Here is a 23079-nt window from a genome sequence, read left to right as displayed (position 1 = left end):
TTTTATTTTTACAATAACGTTTAGAAATGTAATCCTGCCAAAAGTAAAATCCCTGATTCACCGGGTTAATCAACACACTTTGCCTCAATGCGTTCAGAAGATTGATTCACAAAATCTATCCTCTGCAACTACTGATAATGGTCTTGATCTATGGAATTTCCCTCGTCTTAAAGTCTCATCATATTGTCTTTGGCTCCTAACTGTATTATGCCAGTTTCAAACAAAAACACTTTTTATTCGTATTATTTTCTATAAATATCCTAAAATTTCTTACAATTTACATAAACAACATCAAGAATATCTTTTTAAAATATTTTTTCACATAACTCTTTCCCTCATTTATCTCTAAATATACGATTACCAGCTCAGTTCGAAACCCAATCCCCTATACGTTAAAGGTGGAGCTATTTTAGTTTTTACTAAATTAACGATTTTGTCCAAAAACCAATCTGACACGAACAAAATATAGTACTGTTTATAAGCCTGTTAGGGAAAGTAATTTCTTGAAATTGTTATTTTGAAGTTCGGAGCAAAAGATCGGACCGATCCGCCATTTATCTTTCTTTGATAAAACTCAATCCTGCATTGAGACTTGCATTGAAATCACCGATTGTCGCTGAGTGAAGCGTCAGTTTTATTTTGTCACGAATGATTTTGAATTCCGAGTGCAGCGGACATGGTTTACTTTCCGAACAGTTTTTCAGACCCAGACCACACCCGGTAAATATCCTGTCACCATCAATCGCGGTCACAATATCCGCCAGGGACTTTTTGCGGGAATCTTTATCGATGTAAAATCCGCCGTTAGGTCCTTTCGTCGATTGCACGATTTCACGCTTGCTTAGATCCTGAAGAATTTTTGCAATAAAATGAACGGGCGAGTCAATGCCGGCCGCAATTTCCTTGATGCCCACCTTTGCCCCATCTTCCGACTTCTGGGCAACATAAATCACCGCTCTGATTGCGTACTCACACGTTTTTGAAAAAACCATTCTCGCTACAATTTTTGTACAAACTTAGCAATTCTATGAATTAAATAAAAGAGTTTTTTATCTTTTACAAGACTGCTAAATATTTCTTGCCCAGCTGGTTTACATTTTCAGCGCTTAAACTCCAAACTGGGTCAGGTGATGGTCCAGATGTTTATAAAACATGTTATTCCATTCGGTACAGCTCAATTTCCCAAAAGAATGTGATTCCTTACCTTTAAAATAGCTCTTGCCAAGCTCCTGCGTTTTCAGAATGTAGGCAATCAGCCTTTCCTTTTCAGTCTCAAAATCCCGTTCATCCGTAATCAAAAAATCTGCCGCGGTACGATTGTTCCTTTTATAAGGAGTTTCGTTTACAACAATCTTTTTAACCATATTTTTAAGAATCAGCTTCATCAAAAATCCTGGTGGTTTATACTTGTTTTCGTAGACGTATTCATACGAAACGCAGCAGTGTGCAAGCATTTGAGCCACATTCATTTTCCCCCAAACCGGTTGGGTCTGGCTGTTCAGTTTTTCGATCCGGTTGATCACTTCGCGGGAAACTGCCTTACAAAAAATATCAGGAAGCATTTTTCTCTTATTGAAAGTGTAACATTCTGTTAGGTTATTCCAGGCGCCTTTCAGCACCTATTTGTTCAAAAATATCGCAAATTATTTACAAAATAGCAAGAAAATTTTTCGCAACATCTCCGGACTGCTTCTGGTATTGAAAAGGAGAAAATCCGGAAAATTCTTTGAACGAACGAATGAAGTGCGACTGGTCCGCGTAATCGTTTTCAAAAGCAATATCCGATAACTTGCTGAAATCGTTATTTTTCATCTGGTTTAAGGCAGACTGAAACTGGCAGATTCTGGCGAACAATTTGGGAGATACGCCAATCCATTGCCTGAATCTGCGCTCAAATGTCCTTTCTGAAAGTTGCATATTTTTGAGCAAATCCTTAAACGAGAGTACTCCTTTTGATTTAATGATTTCAGACACCGCATAACTGATGACCGCATTATCAGAAACATTATTCCGTTTTTGAAAAGAAAACAACCCTGAAGCAAGCATGGAAATCTCATCCTGTGCAGATTTCGCGTCAAACAATTGTTCGGAAAGCGGATGATGTTTTTCAGCCAGCCAGCTCACATCTGCGCATGAATTGGTAAGCATATCGGCATCCAGTCCGAAAATAGTTTTTAAAGCCTGAGGAAAAAATACGACGCCGGTTGTTCGAAAACTGGACGATGACCGGACTTCTGTCGGGCCGGTTGTTTGTCCGTAAACAAAGATTTCAGGCAGTTTTTTGTCAAATTGTGATAGTGATCCATCCGTCGAGCGGTGGTACATAAGTCCAGGACAGCCGTCAGCCAGTGGTCTGAAAATAACCGGCGAGTCACCTGAGCCGTCACTTTCGAGGGTCCAGAAATACCTGACCTGATTTTTCAAAAAAGCCGGTGGCGCGATTTCGCTGTATTTCATAACTGATTGCCGATAAAGTCAATACGGAATGGTCAATTAAAATTACTAATAGTATTTCGAATTTTCCACCGAAAAGGATAAAAGGCCATAATCGGCGGACCGACATGCGCTTACCAGAGATGAATGTTTCCGCAGACAAATAATCCCCGCTCCCACCCCCGGATTATCAAAAAATTCTTCTATCTTAATTAAATAAGCGACAACATTTTTATGAATTCTTACAAAGCAATAATCCAGTTAACTTCTCCCGAACCCAAAGTATACAAAAGTACAATCAGGCAGATTTTAAACCTGCTTGACCATTTCAATCAGCAGGTAGAAGTAAAAATCGTCTGCCACGGCGCGTCATGGCCGTTTTGTGTAACAGATCAGAATCCCTTTTCCGAAGACATACGCACCCTGCTGCAAAAACAGGTCAAAATTGAAGTTTGCAAAAACATGCTGGATTCAAACAATATCCTGCCAGACGATCTGATACCGGGAATTAAGATTATACCTTCCGGCATTGCCGAACTGGTGATCAGGCAGCAGGAAGGATGGAGTTATATCAAGGCAGGATTTTAAATCAAACTATTTAGCCCGCACCACGCTGCGTCCATATCCTTTGGTTTGTCTGATTTTCAGCTGATCACCAATTACCTCAACCCTTTTAAATTCTTTAAACGCTCCGTCCTTATCCAGAAAACCAATAACACAGGAAAGCGCCTCTTCTCCTTTTTCAATTTTCACCTTTGGCTGTATACCAAAATTCGGCACCGTCAGGTTATCGTCGGCGTCCAGCTCCTTGTATTTTATCTTAACTTTATATTGGAAAGTCTCCTCGGTTTCAAACACATCTACGGCAAACTTCCAGTCATTCAGATTGTCCTTATCCTTTACAACTTCACTGTAACTGGCAACGGCTGTTTTACTGACCACCTTTCTCACCGTTGGAATCGTATCATTTAATACGGTCATGGAAGATTCCTTCGTTCCTTCCGACTCCTTCTTTTTGTTGCAGGAAAATAATAAAACAAGTGATAACAGGTAACAATACTTTTTCATAGCTAAGAATTAAATACAGGAATATTGGAAATGGAAGATAGGGAATGAATCTCGAAAATCATCTCAAAACAAGATTAAGATTACATTATCCTCAAAATTTGAATAAATCCGTAAATGATTTACACATGTCCTATAAATCAGAATCGTGCCGGTTACGCGATTACTGCTTTCTCAGGAATTTAATTTATTTTCGACCTCATAAATATTCCGACCCGCTTTTGGTTTTCATTTTGATAAACTACTACCTCATCTAATGGCCCTTAATTATATTTTCATTGCCTTTTTTGCAATTGCCTTCTTCGTTGCCCTGACTAAATTTATCCTTTTCGGCGATACGGAAACCTTGAAGCTCGTTGTGGAGGGAATCCTAAATTCCTCCAAGGTTGCTGTGATGGATATTGCCTTGCCACTCGCCGGGGTTATGACTTTTTTCCTGGGGATATTAAATGTGGGTGAAAAAGCAGGAGCCATCAATATTCTTGCCAGAATTATCGGGCCTTTTTTTAGCAAACTTTTTCCCGAAATCCCTAAAAATCATCCGGCAAATGGCCAGATGATCATGAATTTCGGAGCCAATATGTTGGGACTTGACAACGCGGCCACGCCTTTTGGGTTAAAGGCCATGCAAAGTCTCCAGGAACTTAACCCGAGCAAAGACACCGCCTCCAATGCCCAAATCATGTTTCTGGTTTTGCATACGTCCGGCCTTCAGATCATTCCGCTGAGCATTATTGCACAACGTGCTATCCTGGGCGCTACCGACCCGTCCGATGTTTTCATTCCCTGCGTAATTGGAACTTATATTACTACGGTCGTCAGTTTGATGATCACCGCGGCATGGCAAAAAATAAACCTCTTTAACCGTACCGTCGTACTCGGTCTTGGCGGTGTTACGGCCGTTCTGGCCCTTTTGCTTTGGTACCTCACGGGTTTGCCAAAAGAACAAATTGAGACGATCTCCATCGTTGTCGGGAATTCATTGCTGCTCTTTATTATTACTTCTTTTTTATTGGGCGCACTTTACAAAAAAATAAATGTCTTCGATGTATTTATAGACGGTGCTAAAATGGGTTTTGAAACTTCCGTAAAAATCATGCCCTATCTCGTTGGAATGCTGGTTGCAATCAGCGCTTTCCGTACCTGCGGTGCTATGGATTATTTGCTGAATGGTCTTCGGTATGTGATCATAAGTTCAGGCATCAACAGTGATTTTACCGATGCCTTGCCGGTGGCCCTGATGAAACCGTTGAGTGGCAGCGGAGCACGTGCATTGATGATTGAAGGCATGACAAAATTCGGCCCTGATTCCTTCGTTGGAAGGCTGGGTTGCATTTTTCAGGGATCAGCGGACACTACACTGTATATCGTAGCGCTTTACTTCGGATCCGTGGGTATCAAAAACTCCCGTTATGCCATTGTAGTTGGCCTTATTGCTGACCTAATCGGTGTGCTGGCCGGGATCTGGCTCGGATATTTATTTTTCCATTAAATCAAAATATTGTAAAATACCCATTTACCTACTTATGCAACCGTCCGTACTAAATGGATGGTTGTTTTTTATAGCATCATGTAATATTGAATATCTAACACAGTATGGACATATGATAAATTCGTTACAGAAATCTGCACTTATAGCCATGATGGTTTGTGGATTGGTTTTGTTTCAGTCCGCTTATGGACAAACGACTACTCCCCCCAAAGCAGAAAACACTTATTCGCTTGAAGACTGTATCCGAATCGCTCTGGAATCAAATCCTCAGCTAAAACAGTCTGAATTACAAGTTCAGACCAACGGAAACACCTACGAGCAGTCGCGCTGGCAGCGTTGGCCCAGCCTGAATTTCAGTGCCGGACAGGGATTCAGTTTCGGTCGTAACATTGACCCTTTTACCAACCAGTTTGTCCAGCAGAGTATCAGCCAGAACAGCTTTCAGCTTGGTGCGAGTGTAGTTCTTTTTAACGGATTCCAGATTAAAAACAACATTGTCAGAAATGATATCAATCTAAAAGCCAGCCAGAAGGATCTGGATGCGGCACGTAACGATCTGATGCTGAATGTCGCATTATCTTACCTTCAGGTGATCAGCAACGAAGAACTTATTGAAGTTGCCCGACGCCAGGTAGATGCTTCGAACCTGCAAGTGGAACGTACTGCTAAACTGGTGGCGGCCGGTACGCTCGCAGAAAGTAACCTGCTTGACCTCCGTGCTCAGCTGGCAAACGATGAGCTTTCTCTTGTTAATGCTGAAAACAACCTCGAAACTGCAAAACTGAATCTGAAACAATACATGAACCTTCCGGGTGCAAATCAGATTAATGTGGTAAAGATCACGGTTGCAGACCCGACACTTCAGGCTTATGACGCGACGATTCAGGAAATATATGAAACGGCTATGACTAACCTGCCCCAGATGAAAGCTGCAAACCTGCGTATTGAATCTGCTAAAAAATCAATTGAAATTGCTCGTGGTGTAGCCATGCCAACTTTATCACTGAACGGAGGATTCAGTACGGCTTTTTCAAGTGCTGCTCCCAAGGAACGATTTGTTGCCAACGGAACAGGAAGCACAACGTATGACGTTCCGTCGACCACTTCTTATGTAAGTTACGGCGGTGTAACGGTTCCGATTATCGAGAAAATTACTACACCCAATGGTGGAATTCAGCATTTTGGATACCTCGACCAGCTGAACTTTAACAGAAACCCTTCTGTCAGCCTAAGTTTGCGTATTCCTATTTTCACCAATTTCCAGGTAAAGTATAATGTGGCCAATGCCAAAATTCAGCAAAAGAACACGGAGTATCAGGCACAGCAGGTTCAGCTGACCATTCGTAAAAATGTGGAACAGGCTTATATTGACATGAACAATTCGGCCAAACGTTATTCAGCAACAGCCAATCAGGTGCGGGCTTTAACGGAAGCCCACCGTGTGGCGCAGGTACGTTTCGATGTAGGTGCGATCAATTCTGTTGAATATAACATTGCAAAAGCGAATCTGGACCGTGCCAACAGCAACCTGATCCAGACAAAATACGATTATGTGTTCAGAACAAAAATCCTCGATTTTTATATGAACCGTCCCCTGTCTGATTTCTAAATTTAATTGATACAGAGTTTCTGATATCATAAAAAATAAAACAACCGTAAACCAAATAATGAATTATGGCGCGTAAATCTTCAAAAGGAATATGGTGGATTGTAGGAGGTGTTGTTGTACTTCTTATTGCCGGGTTAGTCGGTGCAAAACAAGCCGGGTGGATCGGGCAGCCAAAAGCCACCGAAGTAGAATTTACAAAGGTCAAGGAGGCTGACATCATTGAGCGCGTGAGTGCATCCGGAAAAGTACAGCCGGAAGTGGAAGTTAAATTAAGCCCTGACGTTTCGGGGGAGATCACCAACTTATACGTTGCCGAAGGAGACTCGGTTGTAAAAGGCCAGCTTCTTTTAAAAATCCGTCCTGATAACTACGAGTCGTTAATGGCCCGCGCCCAGGCAGCTGTTAATTCCAGCAAAGCAAATCACGAGCAAACGAAAGCGCTGGTTTTGCAGGCAGAAGCACGTTTGACGCAATCAAAGCTGATTTTTGAGCGGAATAAAAAACTGTATAACGATAAAGTTATCTCAGCATCAGATTTTGAGCAGTTCAGTTCTAACTACGATATAGCCAAGCAAGACCTTTCTTCTTCTCAGGCGAATGTTGCCGCTGCATTGTTCAATATCAGAAGCGCGGAAGCCAGTCTTCGTGATGCGGCTGAAAACCTGCGTAAAACAACCATTTTCGCGCCGGTTAGCGGCATTGTTTCTTTGCTTAATGTGGAGGTAGGTGAACGTGTGGTAGGTACAACACAAATGGCAGGAACAGAAATGATGCGTATTGCCAACCTGAGCAACATGGAAGTACGGGTAAACGTGAATGAAAACGACATTGTGCGCGTAACGCTGGGTGATACGGCTGAAATTGATGTGGATGCTTACAGCTCGTCAGGACGTAAGTTTAAAGGAGTTGTAAAAGAGATTGCCAATACAGCCGCGGGATTGGCCTCTTCGTCATCCACGGCACTGAGCAGTGCTTCTTCTGATGCCGTAACCGAATTTGAAGTAAAGGTTAAAATCCTTAACGAATCGTTCAGCGATTTGATGGCTACCAAGAATAAAAAATCTTACCCATTCAAACCAGGTATGACTGCTTCGGTGGAAATTACGACAGAAAGAAAAAATAAGGTTGTCTCTGTTCCGATCGCTGCGGTAACAACGCGTAACAATACACCGGCTCCGGATGATAAGGACAAAAAACCGGAAAGCGCGGAGCCTGAAAAACCAAAGAAAGAGGAAGCAATCAAGGAGGTTGTTTTCGTAAGAGTGAACGGAAAGGCAGAAATGCGTGAGGTTAAAACAGGTATCAGTGACTTCGAAAACATCGAGATTTTATCCGGCCTGAAAAACGGCGACGAAATTATCTCTGGTCCATATATTGTTGTGTCTAAAACACTGAAAAGCGGCGACTTAGTCGAGCTAAAGAAAAAAGAAGTGAAAAAAGACGAAAAAAAATCAAATGAAAACTAGAACGGTTACGTTACAACTATGTAATAAGTTCGATTTAGTTTAGGTTAAAAAGAAATCCTTGCGGCTTTGCTGCAAGGATTTTTTATTTTTCAACAATTGATTTTCTAAAAAAAGAAAGGGATCATACCGGGAAATATTCACATAACTCACTACAAACTAGACTGTTAAATATTTCCCCATACCTCTACCACGGCGTACCCGATCATAATCAGACAAAGGATTACCTTCATCACAATGCCGGTCAGAAATCCAACAAAGGAACCGACCGCAGATTTTAACGCGCTTTTGATTTGTGAACCGCCGATAAGCTCTCCCAGCAACGCTCCTAAAAATGTCCCGACAAACATTCCGATAGCAGGGATAAAAAAGAATCCGACCAATAATCCAAGCGTTGCGCCAATGGCTCCATACCGGGTTCCACCAAATTTCTTCGTACCCCAGATCGGTATATAATAATCCAGCACGGCAATTACAACGGTTACAAAACCCAGACTATATAAGACCGTATTGCTGAACTCTGCAAATTTGCTGATGTGCAAAAGAATAAGTCCGGCAAAACTCAGGGGCGGTCCGGGAAGTGGCAGGATGGCACCGGCCAATCCGGTTAAGAGACAGGCAATACCGGCAACAAAAAGCAAAATATCCATGGCTGATCGGTTAAATTAATAATGAATTAACAAAAAAACATTTGGTCGTCCTATCTTTGCGGTTGAAAAGGCGATTAGTCCGAAATGTTGTGCTCTGGCATAAACCGATCTGAGGCTTATCGTTAGAAATTTGGGAGGAAGTATTGATCCGGCACGAATCTTTCAGGATCGTTGCCGAAGCAACTGACTCACTTATTCAAACATTCACCCAATTATTCATTAAAAAAACACATGTCCAAAGTTCTTATTATTGGTGCCGGCGGCGTCGGAAGTGTGGTGGCGCATAAATGTGCATTGAACAGCAATGTATTTACGAGCATCATGCTAGCCAGCCGTACAAAATCAAAGTGCGACAAAATAGCTGCTGAAATCAAGGAAATGCACGGCGTTGACATCGAAACAGCACAGGTTGATGCTGATATCGTTGCTGAAACTGTTTTGCTTATCAAGCGCTTCCAGCCAAAATTGTTAATCAATGTTGCTCTTCCTTATCAGGATCTTACGATCATGGAGGCTTGTCTGGAAACAGGAGTACATTATTTGGATACGGCCAATTACGAACCAAAAGATGTTGCCAAATTTGAATATAGCTGGCAATGGGCATATCAGCAACGCTTTAAAGATGCTGGTTTGATGGCTTTGCTTGGCTGTGGTTTTGACCCGGGTGTTACCCAGGTTTTCACTGCCTATGCCAACAAACATTATTTCGATGAAATGCACTATCTGGACATCATCGACTGTAACGCCGGCGATCATGGAAAAGCATTTGCTACCAATTTCAACCCGGAAATCAATATCCGCGAGATCACTCAGCCAGGTCGTTACTGGGAAAACGGAGAGTGGGTGGAAATACCAGCCATGTCGATCCATAAACCAATCGAATATCCCGGAATCGGACCCAAAGAAAGTTATGTGCTTTACCACGAAGAACTTGAATCTTTGGTAAAAAACTTCCCTACTTTGAAACGTGCACGTTTCTGGATGACTTTCGGACAAGCTTACATCACGCACTTAAATGTGCTTGAAAACGTGGGCATGACGAGCATCAAACCTATTAAATTCAACGGTATTGATATCGTTCCTCTTGAATTCCTGAAAGCTGTTCTTCCTGCTCCTGATTCGCTGGGCGAAAATTATTCGGGACAGACTTCAATCGGCTGCCAGATCAAAGGGATTAAAGACGGTGAAGAAACAACTTATTACGTTTGGAATAACTGCGACCACGCCGCTTGTTACAAAGAAGTGAAGGCACAGGCTGTAAGTTATACAACAGGTGTTCCGGCGATGATCGGTGCCATGCTTATGCTGACTAACGAAGAGTGGATGAAACCAGGTGTTTGGAACTGCGAAGAACTAAATCCGGATCCATTCATGGCGCATTTGAATACGCAGGGTTTGCCATGGAACGAAAGAATCAACGTTTCGCTTCCTCACGAATATCCTGCATAAGGGAAAATAATAGATAAAGAGCAAATGCTCTAAAGCCAGAGGAGTCAACTTTTGAAAAGTTGACTCCTCTTTTTTCTTCAGGCTTCCAAAGCCAAATATCTGTTAATAAATATAATCACCGTTAAACGCAATCATTAACCCTTAACCATTAATAATTAAAAATCATCCTTCCATCGTAATGGTGGCCCGGGTACAAACCCCTCCTATCGGCGGGTTAAACTTGGATACTCTCACGGTTACTTTCTGTACATCCGGATAATGCTCCCTGACGCTGGCAATCACCTTAAAACCGATATGTTCCAACAATTTGGCCGGCTCCTGCATCACCTTTGCCGCGATCTGATATAATGTTTCATAGTTGACCGTGGCACTTAACTTATCCTTTACTGCGGCCTCTATAAAATCGGTATTTATTGTTATATCGAGTGCATATTTATTACCTATTCTCTGCTCTTCGGGGTAATAACCGTGGTAAGCAAAAAACTCTAATCCTTCTAATGAGATCGTACCCAATGTAAATTATATTTGGTCAAAGAACGATCCGCCTGTACTTTTTGGCAGAACCGGTTCCTGAGATTTTTCTTTAAACGTATTCTGAGCTTCACGGGGAGTTGTTTCACGCGCTCTTTCAGCAGATTTATGCATTTCTGCCAAAGCTTCCGTAGCCGCATCCGCCGCACTCAGTTCTTCTTTTTTCGCAACCGGTTCCGGCTCTTCTTCTACGGCTTCAACCACCGGCAAAATTTCCTCTTCAACCGGCACGATCTCCTCTAAAACAGGCTCCGGTACTATTTTCTCTTCCACTTCCGGTGCTGAAACAATTTCCAGATCCACATCAGGAGTTTCTTCCTCTTCAATTTCCGAAAGCTCTTCTTCTACGGCCTCCGGTGCAATATACTGCGAAACAGGAGTTCCCTTTTTAGGAATTTCAATCTCAGTAACGTGCTGTTTGATCTCTTCCATCTTATTCAGCACAGACTCCTTGTCGTATTTATTTTCGAAACGCTCAACCGTTTCAATTGTGTTATTGGCCAGTGATGAAAGCTGCACAACGAGGTTATCCCTGAAATTTTCAATGGCACGAAAATCGCGCTCCTGATTTTTAATTTCCAGTGCAAAATCCTCTTTAAACTTCTTCAGGCGGTTCTCCGTTTCCAGGATGATCTGATTCGTTCTTTGCTCCGCCTCCTCAATCATACTGTCGGCTTTTACCTTCGACTCCTCAACCCTTTTCTCAGCCGATTCGATCGCCTCTTTTTCAATCTGTCGGCTGGCATCCTCAGCGGATTTCAGCGTACGAAAAAGTGTTGATTCGATATCTTTTAACTTACTAAGTTCCTTTTCTGCATATTCCAACTGCATTTTCAGCATGCTGTTCTCACTCGAAAAGCGCTCCCATTCCTGCGACAAAGAGTTAAGAAATGCATCAACTTCGTCAGGATTGTAACCTCTGAAAATTTTTTCAAACGTATGTTTACGTATGTCTATTGCCGAAATTTTCATGATGGATATATGCTTTAATTTTTAATTCGTAACAGTCGTCTAAGATAAAGACATATCCTGTACATTTCAAAGTATTTGGTACAATTACACTTTTAAACCATATTATATGGCTACTTCCCAAACGGAAATCATCCTGTCGTCACTGCACGATACCAGCTGGTTTTCATAGTCCGTCCAAAGCAATTTATTCACCGAAGTACCATGTCCCGCCAGCCTCGACCGGTCAATAATTTTTTTCAGCCTGAAGGTCTCCGTCTCCCACAACTTAATGGACTTATCCATGCTGCATGTTGCAAAGAATTTCCCATCCGGGCTGAACGTCACATGATTCACCGCATACATATGTGCCGCTATGTCCGTTACGGGCTCATAACCGCTGTTTACATCCCAGATTTTCACGTGCGCATCACGCCCCGTTGTGAAAAGATAATTTCCGTCCGGAGAATATTGAACGGAAAAAACAGAATTTGTGTGTGCAGAAATTGTCTTTTTTAATTTGAAACCGTCAAAATCAAAGATATGAACATTAAAATCGCTGTCGCCCACTGCAAATTCTCCCGTTGCAGGATTTACGGCGATGGACCTCACACTGTTATTCGCAACCTTGATATGTTTTTGAATGGCCAGTGATGGAACATCCATCACCGCGATGACGCCATCACCCAAGGCGAGCAATGCCTTGTTCTGCCAGATCTTGATGTCAAAAATCTGCGATGCCGTCACTTTTGACGAATATTCTATTTTATTGTTCACAGTATCCAGTACCTGAATACCCTCAAAATTTTGCCCTATCCAAAGAAATTTGCTAACCTCGTCAAAACATAAAGCATACACAGAAACACCCGCACGCGCAACCAGTTTGCCAAGGTCAGGCTTTTTCAAATCCCATTCAATCACAAAACCATCGCCACCGGCAGAATAAAAGCCATGGGACGAATTATTAGAAATAATTGTATAAACGCTGTCACGATGACCGGAAAAAGTGTCTACTTTGCGAATAATCATTTTTGGATAGCTTTTAGCAGCTAGCTATTAGCGGTTAGTATCTGGCAATTAAAAATTACTGGTAAATAAACCATTAAATTGCCTTTGTAAATTTATGTAAATATCGGGACGTTATTTTGCGATAAAACAGGTCGCTGGAAATCAAACCCGTTTAATAACGATAACTGGTCAGAGTAAAACTAAAAGCCAAACGCCGACAGCAAAAGCCCTGAACCTAGTCTTAAACAGAATAATTATGCCCCTCGTTCATTCCGAAAAGATTGAAGAGACTAGTACCCTGCTACTCTGGAAACTGACAGAAACCGAAGATGAACTTCACACGAGTTTGGGTTCTTCCTACAATTCGGAGGATCTTGAAACCATTTCCCATCCACAAAAAAAACGTGAATGGCTGGCCAGCCGTCTGCTAATAAAAATCCTGGTTGAACAATTCGGGCTTCATTATGAGGGTACGCACAAAGACGAGCACGGCAAAGCATTTTTGGTTAATAATGCCTCCCACATTTCTATCACACACACATTCGACTATGTGGCCGCCGTCATAAACCCGTCCGCGCCCGTTGGTATCGATATGGAAAAGTCTGACCCTAAACTTCAGAGAACTTCCAGAAAATATCTTTCAGATCCTGAATTTACCCACGCAGAAAACGAACTTGCCGCACTTTGTATCTACTGGTGCGCAAAGGAGGCTATCTATAAATTATACGGAAAAAAGAAAATCAGCTTCAAAAATTCAATTTATATCCAACCGTTTAATAAGTCGCAATCCCTTATAAAAGGTATTTTAACAGACGACGAGGAAGACCTTCAGATCAATTCCCCGATCCATATCCGGTGGTTTGAAGATTACTGCCTAGCCGTTTCTGTTTAGATATTGTCCTCGCCGTAACTTTCCAGTGTAGACCTGAGAATATCCTCCACCTCCTTGATTTTTTCCTGCTCTCCTGTTTTTTCGTAAGATAAAATCAGGTTACGCAATACGCGCTGGATAATTTCCAGGTTCGTGCAAGGGTGATAAAAAATCTCTTTCGGTTTGATATTCAACTGGGCGATATAGTGATCAATATCGGTTTTGGAAAAAATAATTCCGCGGTTAAATACATTGATGTAAAACTGCGTATTATGGCTTTTATAGGTCAGTACGAACAGATTGGGTAGATTAACACCATAAACAGGCAACCCTAACTTCCTGGCAATCAACAGATAAATCACACATAAGGTGATAGGATTCCCGCGACGATTTTCAAGCACCACATTGATCATCGAGTTCGATGGTGAATGGAAGCTTTTGGTATTAGCCGCAAAATTCATCGACCCAAAAAATATGCTGTTAATCCGTTTGATCTGGTCTATCGGATTCATTTCTTCCTGAAACTGTATCCAGATATCGTAATAAAGCTGCTCAACCGTGGTTTTCAGGTTTTCCAGCGAAAGTTCGGGATAATGATACGTCGACAATATCCACATACCTTCCAGTAAATCCAGACCGCCGCCGTTTTTCCAGGCCTGCAATCTCTCATTCATGATATTCAGCTGGAGCTCATGAATCAGCTCTTCCAGTTTACGCTGAAGGATTGGGTTAAAGCTTTCCTCCCATTCCGTTTCCAGAAAAGGGATCACGTTTCCTCCTAATGATAAGATCTTCCCCTCAACGTGCTGAGTTACTTCATGATCTTCGTCATCAAGTAAGGATATCAGCGCTTTTATTTCTCTCTTGTTCATTTTCTGTCGAATCAGCTTTTAACAACCAACGGATAAATAAAAACATTTTTTTTTTATGGACGTCAAATTTTCTACTTTTGCCCGGAAAAAATTTGTGTTTTGAAGCTTGGTTTTATAATAAATATCGCTTTAAAATTCAATTTTTGAAAGTGTAAAATGAAACTTTTCAAAACAATTCACATACTTACCACATATTCTTTTTAAGATCATTCCTATGAAAATTCTTGTTACCGGAGGAGCCGGTTTTATAGGTTCACATACCGTTGTAGAACTGCATGAAGCCGGATTCGAACCTGTTATTCTTGATAATCTCTACAATTCAAATCGCGAAGTACTCAACGGAATTAAAGGCATTACGGGAAAAGAATTCCCCTTTTATGAGATTGACTGCAATGATATTGAAAAAGTAAGAGCTGTTTTTGCAAAAGAAAAATTCGATGGTGTTATTCACTTTGCTGCCTACAAGGCCGTTGGAGAATCCGTTGAAAAACCACTCGATTATTACGAGAACAACATTTTCTCTCTGGTTATCTTATTAAAGGTAATGAAGGAATATAATGTTGACAAATTTGTTTTCTCGTCTTCATGTACCGTTTACGGACAGCCAGATGCGCTTCCCGTTACCGAGAGCACACCGCGCAAACCGGCTACGTCTCCATACGGAAATACCAAAGCGATGGCAGAAGATATTATCCGGGACCACGTGCATGCGGCACCGGGTATCAAAGCAATCTCACTGCGTTATTTCAACCCGATCGGGGCACATAAAACCTCATTAATCGGTGAATTACCTAATGGCGTACCGAGCAATCTGGTGCCTTTCATCACCCAAACGGCTGCTGGTCTCCGTAAATCACTGACTGTTTTTGGCGATGACTATAACACGCCGGACGGAACCTGTGTACGTGACTTCATCCACGTGGTCGATTTGGCAAAGGCTCACCTGAAAGCACTTATTCTGCTTGATGGACAAACAGACAAAGATTATTACGATATATTTAATGTAGGGACCGGCGAAGGATACACTGTGCTTGAACTGATCAATACGTTTGAAAAAGTTACCGGCGAAAAGCTTAACTATTCAATCGGACCGCGCAGGGAAGGTGATGTTGAAAAAATTTACGCGCAGTCGGACAAGGTAAATTCCATCATGAAATGGAAAGCAGAAAAAACAATGGCAGATGCACTTCTTGATGCATGGAATTGGCAACTAAAAATTACTCCAAAAAAATGAAAAAGATATTAATTACCGGTGGTGCCGGTTTCATAGGTTCACACGTCGTTCGCAGGTTTGTTGTACACCATCCTGAATACCACATCTATAATCTCGATGCCCTGACTTATGCAGGTAATCTTGAAAACCTTCGTGATGTTGAAAACGCGCCAAACTACACTTTTGTAAAAGGCGATATCGTTGACGCAGCATTTATCGACAAGCTGATTTCTGAAAACGATTTTCACGGAATTGTTCACCTGGCGGCAGAAAGTCACGTGGACCGTTCCATTTCTGACCCGATGTCATTTGTAATGACCAACGTGGTAGGAACTGTCAATTTGCTGAACGCGGCGCGTAAGGCATGGAAAGACAATTTGGCCGATCACAGATTCTATCATGTTTCTACGGATGAGGTATATGGCGAGCTACATGATCCGGGAACTTTCTTTACCGAAACAACCAGTTATGACCCGCGTTCTCCGTATTCGGCGTCCAAAGCTTCTTCTGATCACTTTGTAAGAGCTTATCAGAATACTTATAATCTTCCGGTGGTTATTTCCAACTGTTCGAATAACTACGGACCAAATCATTTCCCGGAAAAACTTATTCCGTTGATGATCCACAACATTTTGCAAAGCAAACCGCTTCCTGTTTACGGAAAAGGGGAAAATGTTCGTGACTGGCTTTTCGTGGAAGATCACGCCATTGCAATCGACACGATTTTCCATAAAGGTAAAAACGGCGAAACTTATAACATCGGCGGACATAACGAGTGGAAAAACCTTGATCTGGTTCTGCTTTTGTGCCGCGTGATGGACAAAAAACTAAACCGTGCAGAAGGTGAAACAGAAAAACTGATCACTTATGTGACAGACCGCGCGGGACACGATTTGCGTTATGCGATCGATGCAACGAAACTTTCGGAAGAACTGGGCTGGAAACCATCACTTCAGTTTGAAGAAGGATTGGAAAGAACAGTGACCTGGTATCTTGAAAATCAGGATTGGTTAAACAATGTTACATCCGGCGAATACCAGAAGTATTACGAAGGAATGTACGCCACCAGATAACGATTTTCCTTTTTACCCGTTGGACGGCCGAAAAAGCCGTCCGACGATATGTTAACTAATTTAACAATATTTAAATATCAAAAGAGCCGACAGCCGACAGCTGAAAGCCGAAAGCTACAATATGAAAGGAATTATTTTAGCTGGTGGATCCGGCACAAGGCTTCATCCGCTTACATTGGCCGTTAGCAAGCAACTTATGCCTGTTTATGACAAGCCAATGATTTATTACCCTTTGTCGATATTAATGCTGGCCGGGATTCGTGAAATTCTTATCATTTCCACACCTCACGACCTGCCTCATTTTGAAAAATTGCTGGGTGATGGAAGCCGTTTGGGCTGTGCCATCAGTTATGCCGTTCAGCCAAGTCCGGACGGGCTTGCACAGGCATTTATCATTGGTGAAGAATTTATTGGTAAAGATAAAGTAGCATTGATCCTGGGCGATAATATTTTCTACGGATCAGGTCTTTCACAATTGCTTCAGTCCAACAATGATCCTGACGGCGGTGTTATTTTCGCCTATCAGGTTCATGACCCGGAACGTTATGGTGTCGTTGATTTCGATAAAGATTTCAATGCCATGTCAATCGAGGAAAAACCGGAAAAACCGAAGTCAAACTACGCTGTTCCCGGATTGTATTTCTACGATAATCAGGTTGTTGAAATTGCAAAAAATATCCCGCCATCGCCGCGCGGCGAATTGGAGATCACGGACGTGAACCGCGTTTACCTGGAAAAAGGCCAGTTGAAAGTGGGCGTACTGAACCGTGGAACTGCCTGGTTAGACACAGGAACATTCCAGTCTCTGATGCAGGCCGGACAATTCGTTCAGGTGATCGAAGAACGCCAGGGACTGAAAGTGGGCTGTATCGAAGAGATCGCCTACCGGATGGGTTTCATCACAGCAGAACAGTTAAAAGAAATCGCTAAACCGTTGGTTAAAAGCGGTTATGGCAAATATCTGGAGGGACTTGTTGCCCATCTGTAATTTTTTGAAATGAGCGGTTGGTATTGTGAAAGCGTAAATAGCGGCCGCCGCGCGGTTCAATACCAACTGCTTTACAATTCATAATACTAACGATTCATTTTGCTTAATGAAGTTTCTGGCGGAAGAAATAGAAGCGTATTCCGAAGCGCACACCGAGAACGAGAACGAATTACTGAAATCCCTTAACCGGGAAACGCACGCAAATGTTCTCAATCCACGTATGCTTTCGGGCCATTTGCAAGGGCGGTTTCTGTCCATGATCTCCCGCATGCTGCGTCCGGAGAAAATTTTAGAAATCGGCACCTACACCGGATATTCCGCACTTTGTCTGTGCGAAGGCTTACAGCCCAGTGGCAAACTGATCACCATTGATATCAACGAAGAACTCGAAACCCTCACCCAACGATATTTCAGCCAATCAGATTTTGTTGATCAAATTGATTACAGAATAGGAAATGCTTTGGATATTATTCCTACTTTACAGGATACTTTTGACATTGTATTTATGGATGCAGATAAAATTAACTACATTTCATACTTCAATCTTTGTCTTGACAAGGTCCGGCCGGGAGGATTTATCCTTGCCGATAATGTATTGTGGAGCGGAAAAGTTTTCGATAAGGAATTGAAGAAAATCGATAAGGATACACAAGCACTGATGGATTTCAACAGAATAGTACATGAGGATAGCCGGGTTTCCAATCTGCTTTTGCCAATCCGGGATGGACTGATGATTCTCCAAAAATTGTAATTCACAACATCAAACAAGCCAAGCTTTTATTATTTATGAACAAAATTTCCAGCAAATACTTAAAATTTACCTCAATCGTAATTTTGTTTTTTGTTCAGGTAAATCTGGCAAAAGCACAGGGTACTCCGGAAATTCCGGCTAGTGTCCTTTTTGGAGGTATTACGGTAAAATTTGACAGATCGGCTCAAAATCTTATTGAAGAAGATATAAAAAGCCTGATGTCAAACAGGAAATTCTGGGAAGAAAAAATGGACCGGGCGATACTGTATTTTCCGATCGTTGAAAGTATTCTGATGGATGAAGAGGTGCCTATCGATTTCAAGTACCTCGCTGTTCAGGAAAGCTCGTTCAAACCGGACGTGGTTTCAAGTTCCAATGCGGTTGGTTTCTGGCAGTTTAAACCGGAAACAGCGATGGAACTTAACCTCCGCGTGGACAAAGATGTTGACGAAAGAAAAAATATCAGTTCTTCAACCCATGCTGCCGCCTGGTATCTGAAGAAAAACAATCAGCAGCTGAACAACTGGGTTTCTGCATTGTATTCTTACTATCAGGGTGTAGGCGGGGTAAAAAAACTTGTTCCGGCCAACTGGTCGTACGCCCGTGAAGTGGTATTAAATGGTAAAACCGACCGTTATATGCTTCGCTTTTTTGCACACAAAATCGCATTGGAAGCGGGTATAGAAAGATACCGCACCAGCAATAACCTGGTACTTATTGAATCTGAATATGGTAAAGGAAAATCGTTTTCAGATATTTCCCGCGAACTGGGTATTTCAGAAGCTGATGTAAAAAGTTATAACCGCTGGGTAAACGATAACCGTGTTCCAACCGACCGCGAGTATCTTATCACCCTGCCCGTACCGACAAATCAGGTTGCTTCGGTACGCTCCAAGTTATCGTTACCCGTGCAGGATCAGCCTGTTCTTGCTTCATCCAATAATGCACCAGACGAAACAGGATTCCCAATATTAAAGAAATCGAACAGCAAGCCAGCTGGTAAAAATGGCAATACGTTTTACGAAATAAATGGTCTTCCGGGTATTGAAGCCCGCGCGGGTGACGACGCCAAGTCTGTCGCATCTGCCGGAAATCTCAGAAGCACACGGTTCCGCAGATACAATGACCTGACGGCTGAAATGCCGGTCATTCCGGGAAATATCTACTATCTGGCGAAAAAGAATAAAAAGGCGGCGACGCCATTTCACACTGCTCAAACAGGAGACAGCTGGCAGAGCATTTCTCAGCAATATGGTATTCGTTTGGTGAGCCTTTTGAAATTTAACCGTACAATCAGCCGCAATTATCCTTTGCAAACAGGACAGGTTGTGTGGCTTAATAAGAAACGTCCGAGAAACCAGCCGATCGAAATTATCACGCCGAAACCGCAGGATAAGGTTACGGATCCATTGATCGCTTCTGTTCCGACTCAGCCGCAAACGGCTTCTTCGAATGACATTCCTTCCAATGCATCGGGCCGCAAAAAATACACACCGGTTTTGGTTGACAAAAGCCAAAGCAGCATAGCGAAAGAAAATCAGGCATTCCAGCCTGGCGTTACACCGACTGTTGCCGCACCGGCAAACGTAGAAATTCCTGTTGTTGCAGCGAAACCATCTACTGAAAATACAAACGACCGGGTTGTGATCATTACACAGGATAATGATGATACTTCTTTCAAGCCATCGGAAGAGCCAAAGGCGGCAGTAAGCAAACCAGCAACCACTGCAAAACCGGCTCAGAAACCGGTAGCCCGCAAGTCTGACAGTAATTTATTTTCAACGCCATCGGAAAACGCGTCAAGAACACCTGCAAATACGCAACCAACTGCTTTTGACAATCCGCTTCCGCCAGTGAAGGAAAAACCGGCCGTTACGGCTGTTAAAGCATCCAATACATTCCATACCGTTGAGCAGGGCCAGACTTTTTACAGCATTTCCAGACTGTATAGTCTGAGTGTGAAAGAATTGCTTGCGCTGAATAATTTGAATGATATTGTTAAATTAAGTGTTGGTCAAAAACTGATTGTTCAGAAACAGGCCGGCGGTGCTGTTGATACAAAAACTGCTTCGGGCCAGAAAACGTCTCAAGGATCAGGTGCCAAAACACACACGGTTGCAACAGGGGAAACACTTTTCCGTATTTCTCAAAATTATCAGGTTAGCGTAGAAGATATTCAAAAGCTGAATAATTTGTCGGGTAACACCGTAAAAGTTGGCCAAAAGCTAAAAATACCACAACAATAAATAAAATTCACTGTGATACTGATTGATAATACATGCATCAGCGATGATATCGAGGACCAGCTTTTCGTCTGTAACCTTGATAAATGTATGGGTGCGTGCTGTGTAGAAGGAGATTCAGGTGCTCCGCTTGACGCTGAAGAACTGCCGATACTGGATAGCATCTACAAACATGTGGAACCGTATCTGACCGAAGAGGGGAAAAAAGTTATTGCAGCAGAAGGTACGTACACAACAGACTTTGAAGGCGACTATGTGACGCCGGTTATCAACGGAAGAGAGTGTGCCTATGCCATTTATGACGAACGCAAAATTCTGAAATGCGGGATAGAACAAGCTTACAATGACGGAAAAATTGACTACAAAAAACCAATTTCCTGCCATTTGTATCCGATCCGCGTTACGAAATATGAACAATATCAGGCACTCAATTATGATCGTTGGGAAATATGCAGTCCGGCTTGCAGTTTTGGCCAGGAATTAGGTGTGCCGCTATACCAGTTTCTGAAAGAACCGCTGATCCGCGCATACGGTCCGAAATGGTATGGAGAATTAACTCAGGAAATCGATGAGCGTAAAGAAGCCAGAAAAAATTCAGGATCAAAAACCGAAAAATGATTTTTTTGAGGATGTTTATCAGGTCGTTCGCCTGATTCCCAAAGGGCGCGTCACGTCCTATGGAGCGATTGCTGCATATCTGGGCTCAAAACGTGGCGCACGCATGGTTGGATGGGCAATGGGAAGCAGTTATACCCATCACGATATCCCGGCGCACCGAGTGGTCAACAGAGACGGTCTGTTAAGCGCCCGGCATCTTTTTGAAACACCAACCACCATGCAGGAAAGATTAGAGCATGAGGGGGTAGTTGTGAAAGATGATGTGGTCCAGGATTGGGCAAATCGTTTCTGGGATCCGGAAAAAGAATTGTTGTAAACCGACTTAAAATACAAAAAGGAGCTCTGCCATAATTGATGACAGAGCTCCTTTTATTATCGTTGATTCTTATAAAAGAATCACTTTTGTGCTCGACGAAGATATTTCTACCTTCTTAGTGATTTTCGTATTTTTCCCCATCATGACGAAATAATAAGCCCCGTCTTCTACACCTTCAAGATCAAAAACACGGCGGTAAAGGTCTTCACTGTTTTTTCTAAGTACTTCGTGATAAATAACCTTGCCGTGATTATCTCTCAAAAGAATGGTCACGTTAGCATCCGGAATTTTATCGATCGCCAGCTTAACCTTATTGGTGTTGGCAACTTTGTACAACGAAGCGTCAAAGGCCATGGCTGCTTTGGCTTCTTTTTTTTCGGTTCCTTCTTCTTTCGCGTAGCTAAAAGATAAAGTTGACAAGGCTAGTCCAAGGGACAAAACTAATTTTGAAACGTTTGAAATTTTCATGGCTATATATTTTTATAAGATTGAACATTCCATATTACATGGATATCATCTTACTAAAAAAGCCTGTGCCAAATCAGAAACGTGTTTAAAACAAATGGAGAATCAACCTATAACTAATTTATTTTCAACATTTTAATCAAATTACATTTAAAGACCAGTGTCCGGTTCCTGTGTTCAATACCGAACATTATTTTTCGATAGCGAACATACCGGACACTGATTCATAGCTATTTATATTTTGTTTTTGCCGCGGCTCTCGTTGGCTATTTTCTGGATCATTGGAAGTTTACTTGCCGGAATCAGGTTTTTATAGTCCCAAAATGCCGATACACAGACGATTTTCCACTCGCCGTTGATTTTCTCCATGAGCCTGACTTCTTTGCTATGGTGAAAGTTTTTTTCGGGTTTATCGCTGTTAAACTGGTCCCAGGTAAGGTACGCAACGTTATCGCCGTAAAATTTATAAAGCATATTCTTCCGTTCCACTTTTGGGTGACTGGATACGGGTTCCGGATTGTCTGTTATATATTTTCCGATTTGTTTGTTGATATCATCCCAGCCTACATTCGAATCAAAGGTACCATCATCATTGCTCCATGCCTGAAATGCATAATCTGTTTGCGCATAGTTTGATTTCCATGCTTCATAATCTCTGGCAAAAAAGGACTGCGTTTCCTTTTCTATGGTGGCGTTGATGGCTTTTTTTTCCTTTTCAATATTTACACTCTGAGTTGCTTCATCCTGTTTTTCATTTTTTGCACAGGACACGCAGAGCAAACTGCCGATAAGAAATAATGATAGTGATTTCATTGTCTTGATATTTAGTTTGATAGATTGTAAAAACTACGGTTCTCTTATTCGCTTCATTATAAATTCAATGTATTTTTAATAAAATACGGCCTTTTTTATAACCGTTTAACAAAAGAAAGTTACAATATATATAGAACTAAAACAAGATAAAAAGCGCTTATTTTAATCTGAAAAACAGTCTATATCTGACTAATTTTTAAAGAAAATA

General features: G+C 42.0%; 24 protein-coding genes. 13 read left to right on the top strand and 11 right to left on the bottom strand.

Features of this window, described 5'->3' with window-relative positions:
* Positions 1-554: 554 nt before the first annotated feature.
* The 3 genes from M1L62_RS23105 to M1L62_RS23095 all read right to left on the bottom strand — a co-directional run bounded on the left by M1L62_RS23105 (position 555) and on the right by M1L62_RS23095 (position 2457).
* Positions 555-992, bottom strand: coding sequence for an RrF2 family transcriptional regulator (locus tag M1L62_RS23105; protein ID WP_254561997.1), 438 nt, complete (start codon positions 990-992; stop codon positions 555-557).
* 114 nt (positions 993-1106) lie between these two features.
* Positions 1107-1562, bottom strand: coding sequence for a DUF1569 domain-containing protein (locus M1L62_RS23100; RefSeq protein ID WP_254561996.1), 456 nt, complete (start codon positions 1560-1562; stop codon positions 1107-1109).
* An 85-nt stretch (positions 1563-1647) separates the two neighbouring features.
* Positions 1648-2457, bottom strand: coding sequence for a helix-turn-helix domain-containing protein (locus M1L62_RS23095; RefSeq protein WP_254561995.1), 810 nt, complete (start codon positions 2455-2457; stop codon positions 1648-1650).
* 210 nt (positions 2458-2667) lie between these two features.
* Between M1L62_RS23095 and M1L62_RS23090 the strand changes: the two genes are divergently transcribed.
* Positions 2668-3021 (top strand): DsrE family protein, encoded by a 354-nt coding sequence (locus tag M1L62_RS23090; protein WP_254561994.1) that lies wholly within the window; start codon positions 2668-2670, stop codon positions 3019-3021.
* A gap of 6 nt (positions 3022-3027) precedes the next feature.
* On the opposite strand, the gene M1L62_RS23085 is transcribed toward M1L62_RS23090, so the two are convergent.
* A complete protein-coding gene (locus M1L62_RS23085) occupies positions 3028-3501 on the bottom strand; it encodes a hypothetical protein (protein ID WP_254561993.1) in 474 nt (157 codons plus the stop codon).
* A 253-nt stretch (positions 3502-3754) separates the two neighbouring features.
* Here M1L62_RS23085 and M1L62_RS23080 point away from each other — a divergent pair, with 253 nt between their 5' ends.
* From M1L62_RS23080 to M1L62_RS23070, 3 genes are all read left to right on the top strand, one after another.
* Positions 3755-4990, top strand: coding sequence for a spore maturation protein (locus M1L62_RS23080; protein WP_254561992.1), 1236 nt, complete (start codon positions 3755-3757; stop codon positions 4988-4990).
* 112 nt (positions 4991-5102) lie between these two features.
* Positions 5103-6599 (top strand): TolC family protein, encoded by a 1497-nt coding sequence (locus tag M1L62_RS23075; RefSeq protein ID WP_254561991.1) that lies wholly within the window; start codon positions 5103-5105, stop codon positions 6597-6599.
* A gap of 65 nt (positions 6600-6664) precedes the next feature.
* The gene (locus tag M1L62_RS23070; RefSeq protein WP_254561990.1) at positions 6665-8065 is read left to right on the top strand and encodes an efflux RND transporter periplasmic adaptor subunit; all 1401 of its coding nucleotides are present in this window, start codon (positions 6665-6667) and stop codon (positions 8063-8065) included.
* A 164-nt stretch (positions 8066-8229) separates the two neighbouring features.
* Here the strand turns inward: M1L62_RS23070 and M1L62_RS23065 are convergent, their stop codons facing one another.
* A complete protein-coding gene (locus tag M1L62_RS23065; protein ID WP_254561989.1) occupies positions 8230-8712 on the bottom strand; it encodes a DUF456 domain-containing protein in 483 nt (160 codons plus the stop codon).
* Between the two features lie 231 nt (positions 8713-8943).
* On the opposite strand from M1L62_RS23065, the gene M1L62_RS23060 reads away from it, so the two are divergent.
* Positions 8944-10161, top strand: coding sequence for a saccharopine dehydrogenase family protein (locus M1L62_RS23060; protein ID WP_254561988.1), 1218 nt, complete (start codon positions 8944-8946; stop codon positions 10159-10161).
* A gap of 162 nt (positions 10162-10323) precedes the next feature.
* Here the strand turns inward: M1L62_RS23060 and folB are convergent, their stop codons facing one another.
* The 3 genes from folB to M1L62_RS23045 all read right to left on the bottom strand — a co-directional run bounded on the left by folB (position 10324) and on the right by M1L62_RS23045 (position 12669).
* Entirely contained in the window at positions 10324-10674 is a 351-nt protein-coding gene (gene folB / locus M1L62_RS23055) for a dihydroneopterin aldolase (protein WP_194118788.1), read from the bottom strand.
* A 6-nt stretch (positions 10675-10680) separates the two neighbouring features.
* A complete protein-coding gene (locus tag M1L62_RS23050; protein ID WP_254561987.1) occupies positions 10681-11664 on the bottom strand; it encodes a DivIVA domain-containing protein in 984 nt (327 codons plus the stop codon).
* Between the two features lie 102 nt (positions 11665-11766).
* Entirely contained in the window at positions 11767-12669 is a 903-nt protein-coding gene (locus M1L62_RS23045; protein WP_254561986.1) for a WD40 repeat domain-containing protein, read from the bottom strand.
* Positions 12670-12904: 235 nt separating this feature from the next.
* On the opposite strand from M1L62_RS23045, the gene M1L62_RS23040 reads away from it, so the two are divergent.
* Positions 12905-13540, top strand: a complete 636-nt coding sequence (locus tag M1L62_RS23040) for a 4'-phosphopantetheinyl transferase family protein (protein ID WP_254561985.1) — start codon at positions 12905-12907, stop codon at positions 13538-13540.
* Here the strand turns inward: M1L62_RS23040 and M1L62_RS23035 are convergent.
* Positions 13537-14391, bottom strand: a complete 855-nt coding sequence (locus M1L62_RS23035; protein WP_254561984.1) for a transglutaminase-like domain-containing protein — start codon at positions 14389-14391, stop codon at positions 13537-13539. The genes M1L62_RS23040 and M1L62_RS23035 overlap by 4 nt on opposite strands.
* A 214-nt stretch (positions 14392-14605) precedes the next feature.
* Between M1L62_RS23035 and galE the strand changes: the two genes are divergently transcribed.
* From galE to M1L62_RS23000, 7 genes are all read left to right on the top strand, one after another.
* Positions 14606-15625, top strand: a complete 1020-nt coding sequence (gene galE / locus M1L62_RS23030) for a UDP-glucose 4-epimerase GalE (protein ID WP_254561983.1) — start codon at positions 14606-14608, stop codon at positions 15623-15625.
* Complete coding sequence (gene rfbB, locus M1L62_RS23025; RefSeq protein ID WP_254561982.1) at positions 15622-16677, top strand: dTDP-glucose 4,6-dehydratase; 1056 nt, start codon at positions 15622-15624, stop codon at positions 16675-16677. Before galE ends, rfbB begins: the two co-directional genes overlap by 4 nt.
* Before the next feature lie 121 nt (positions 16678-16798).
* Positions 16799-17665, top strand: coding sequence for a glucose-1-phosphate thymidylyltransferase RfbA (gene rfbA / locus M1L62_RS23020; RefSeq protein ID WP_254561981.1), 867 nt, complete (start codon positions 16799-16801; stop codon positions 17663-17665).
* Positions 17666-17771: 106 nt separating this feature from the next.
* Positions 17772-18416, top strand: a complete 645-nt coding sequence (locus M1L62_RS23015; RefSeq protein ID WP_254561980.1) for an O-methyltransferase — start codon at positions 17772-17774, stop codon at positions 18414-18416.
* Positions 18417-18451: 35 nt separating this feature from the next.
* Positions 18452-20662, top strand: coding sequence for a LysM peptidoglycan-binding domain-containing protein (locus M1L62_RS23010; RefSeq protein WP_254561979.1), 2211 nt, complete (start codon positions 18452-18454; stop codon positions 20660-20662).
* A 12-nt stretch (positions 20663-20674) separates the two neighbouring features.
* Positions 20675-21277, top strand: a complete 603-nt coding sequence (locus M1L62_RS23005; RefSeq protein WP_254561978.1) for a DUF3109 family protein — start codon at positions 20675-20677, stop codon at positions 21275-21277.
* On the top strand, positions 21228-21593 hold the full coding sequence (locus M1L62_RS23000; protein WP_254561977.1) for an MGMT family protein: 366 nt from the start codon (positions 21228-21230) through the stop codon (positions 21591-21593). The genes M1L62_RS23005 and M1L62_RS23000 overlap by 50 nt, the downstream gene beginning before the upstream one ends.
* Before the next feature lie 69 nt (positions 21594-21662).
* Here M1L62_RS23000 and M1L62_RS22995 read toward each other — a convergent pair whose 3' ends face one another.
* Both M1L62_RS22995 and M1L62_RS22990 read right to left on the bottom strand, forming a co-directional pair.
* Positions 21663-22061, bottom strand: coding sequence for a T9SS type A sorting domain-containing protein (locus tag M1L62_RS22995; RefSeq protein ID WP_254561976.1), 399 nt, complete (start codon positions 22059-22061; stop codon positions 21663-21665).
* Positions 22062-22292: 231 nt separating this feature from the next.
* Complete coding sequence (locus M1L62_RS22990) at positions 22293-22871, bottom strand: hypothetical protein (protein ID WP_254561975.1); 579 nt, start codon at positions 22869-22871, stop codon at positions 22293-22295.
* Between the last annotated feature and the right edge of the window lie 208 nt (positions 22872-23079).

It is taken from the genome of Dyadobacter diqingensis (assembly GCF_024220585.1).
Lineage (GTDB): Bacteria > Bacteroidota > Bacteroidia > Cytophagales > Spirosomataceae > Dyadobacter > Dyadobacter diqingensis.
The sequence above is the reverse complement of the archived record's forward strand: the minus strand, read 5'-3'. Positions and strand labels throughout refer to the sequence as shown.

Excerpts from the sequence above, each read along its gene's own strand:
- M1L62_RS23105 (WP_254561997.1), bottom strand. The coding sequence starts at position 992 with ATGGTTTTTTCAAAAACGTGTGAGTACGCAATCAGAGCGGTGATTTAT.
- M1L62_RS23100 (WP_254561996.1), bottom strand. The coding sequence starts at position 1,562 with ATGCTTCCTGATATTTTTTGTAAGGCAGTTTCCCGCGAAGTGATCAAC.
- M1L62_RS23095 (WP_254561995.1), bottom strand. The coding sequence starts at position 2,457 with ATGAAATACAGCGAAATCGCGCCACCGGCTTTTTTGAAAAATCAGGTC.
- M1L62_RS23090 (WP_254561994.1), top strand. The coding sequence starts at position 2,668 with ATGAATTCTTACAAAGCAATAATCCAGTTAACTTCTCCCGAACCCAAA.
- M1L62_RS23085 (WP_254561993.1), bottom strand. The coding sequence starts at position 3,501 with ATGAAAAAGTATTGTTACCTGTTATCACTTGTTTTATTATTTTCCTGC.
- M1L62_RS23080 (WP_254561992.1), top strand. The coding sequence starts at position 3,755 with ATGGCCCTTAATTATATTTTCATTGCCTTTTTTGCAATTGCCTTCTTC.
- M1L62_RS23075 (WP_254561991.1), top strand. The coding sequence starts at position 5,103 with ATGATAAATTCGTTACAGAAATCTGCACTTATAGCCATGATGGTTTGT.
- M1L62_RS23070 (WP_254561990.1), top strand. The coding sequence starts at position 6,665 with ATGGCGCGTAAATCTTCAAAAGGAATATGGTGGATTGTAGGAGGTGTT.
- M1L62_RS23065 (WP_254561989.1), bottom strand. The coding sequence starts at position 8,712 with ATGGATATTTTGCTTTTTGTTGCCGGTATTGCCTGTCTCTTAACCGGA.
- M1L62_RS23060 (WP_254561988.1), top strand. The coding sequence starts at position 8,944 with ATGTCCAAAGTTCTTATTATTGGTGCCGGCGGCGTCGGAAGTGTGGTG.
- M1L62_RS23050 (WP_254561987.1), bottom strand. The coding sequence starts at position 11,664 with ATGAAAATTTCGGCAATAGACATACGTAAACATACGTTTGAAAAAATT.
- M1L62_RS23045 (WP_254561986.1), bottom strand. The coding sequence starts at position 12,669 with ATGATTATTCGCAAAGTAGACACTTTTTCCGGTCATCGTGACAGCGTT.
- M1L62_RS23040 (WP_254561985.1), top strand. The coding sequence starts at position 12,905 with ATGCCCCTCGTTCATTCCGAAAAGATTGAAGAGACTAGTACCCTGCTA.
- M1L62_RS23035 (WP_254561984.1), bottom strand. The coding sequence starts at position 14,391 with ATGAACAAGAGAGAAATAAAAGCGCTGATATCCTTACTTGATGACGAA.
- galE (WP_254561983.1), top strand. The coding sequence starts at position 14,606 with ATGAAAATTCTTGTTACCGGAGGAGCCGGTTTTATAGGTTCACATACC.
- rfbB (WP_254561982.1), top strand. The coding sequence starts at position 15,622 with ATGAAAAAGATATTAATTACCGGTGGTGCCGGTTTCATAGGTTCACAC.
- rfbA (WP_254561981.1), top strand. The coding sequence starts at position 16,799 with ATGAAAGGAATTATTTTAGCTGGTGGATCCGGCACAAGGCTTCATCCG.
- M1L62_RS23015 (WP_254561980.1), top strand. The coding sequence starts at position 17,772 with ATGAAGTTTCTGGCGGAAGAAATAGAAGCGTATTCCGAAGCGCACACC.
- M1L62_RS23010 (WP_254561979.1), top strand. The coding sequence starts at position 18,452 with ATGAACAAAATTTCCAGCAAATACTTAAAATTTACCTCAATCGTAATT.
- M1L62_RS23000 (WP_254561977.1), top strand. The coding sequence starts at position 21,228 with ATGAGCGTAAAGAAGCCAGAAAAAATTCAGGATCAAAAACCGAAAAAT.
- M1L62_RS22995 (WP_254561976.1), bottom strand. The coding sequence starts at position 22,061 with ATGAAAATTTCAAACGTTTCAAAATTAGTTTTGTCCCTTGGACTAGCC.
- M1L62_RS22990 (WP_254561975.1), bottom strand. The coding sequence starts at position 22,871 with ATGAAATCACTATCATTATTTCTTATCGGCAGTTTGCTCTGCGTGTCC.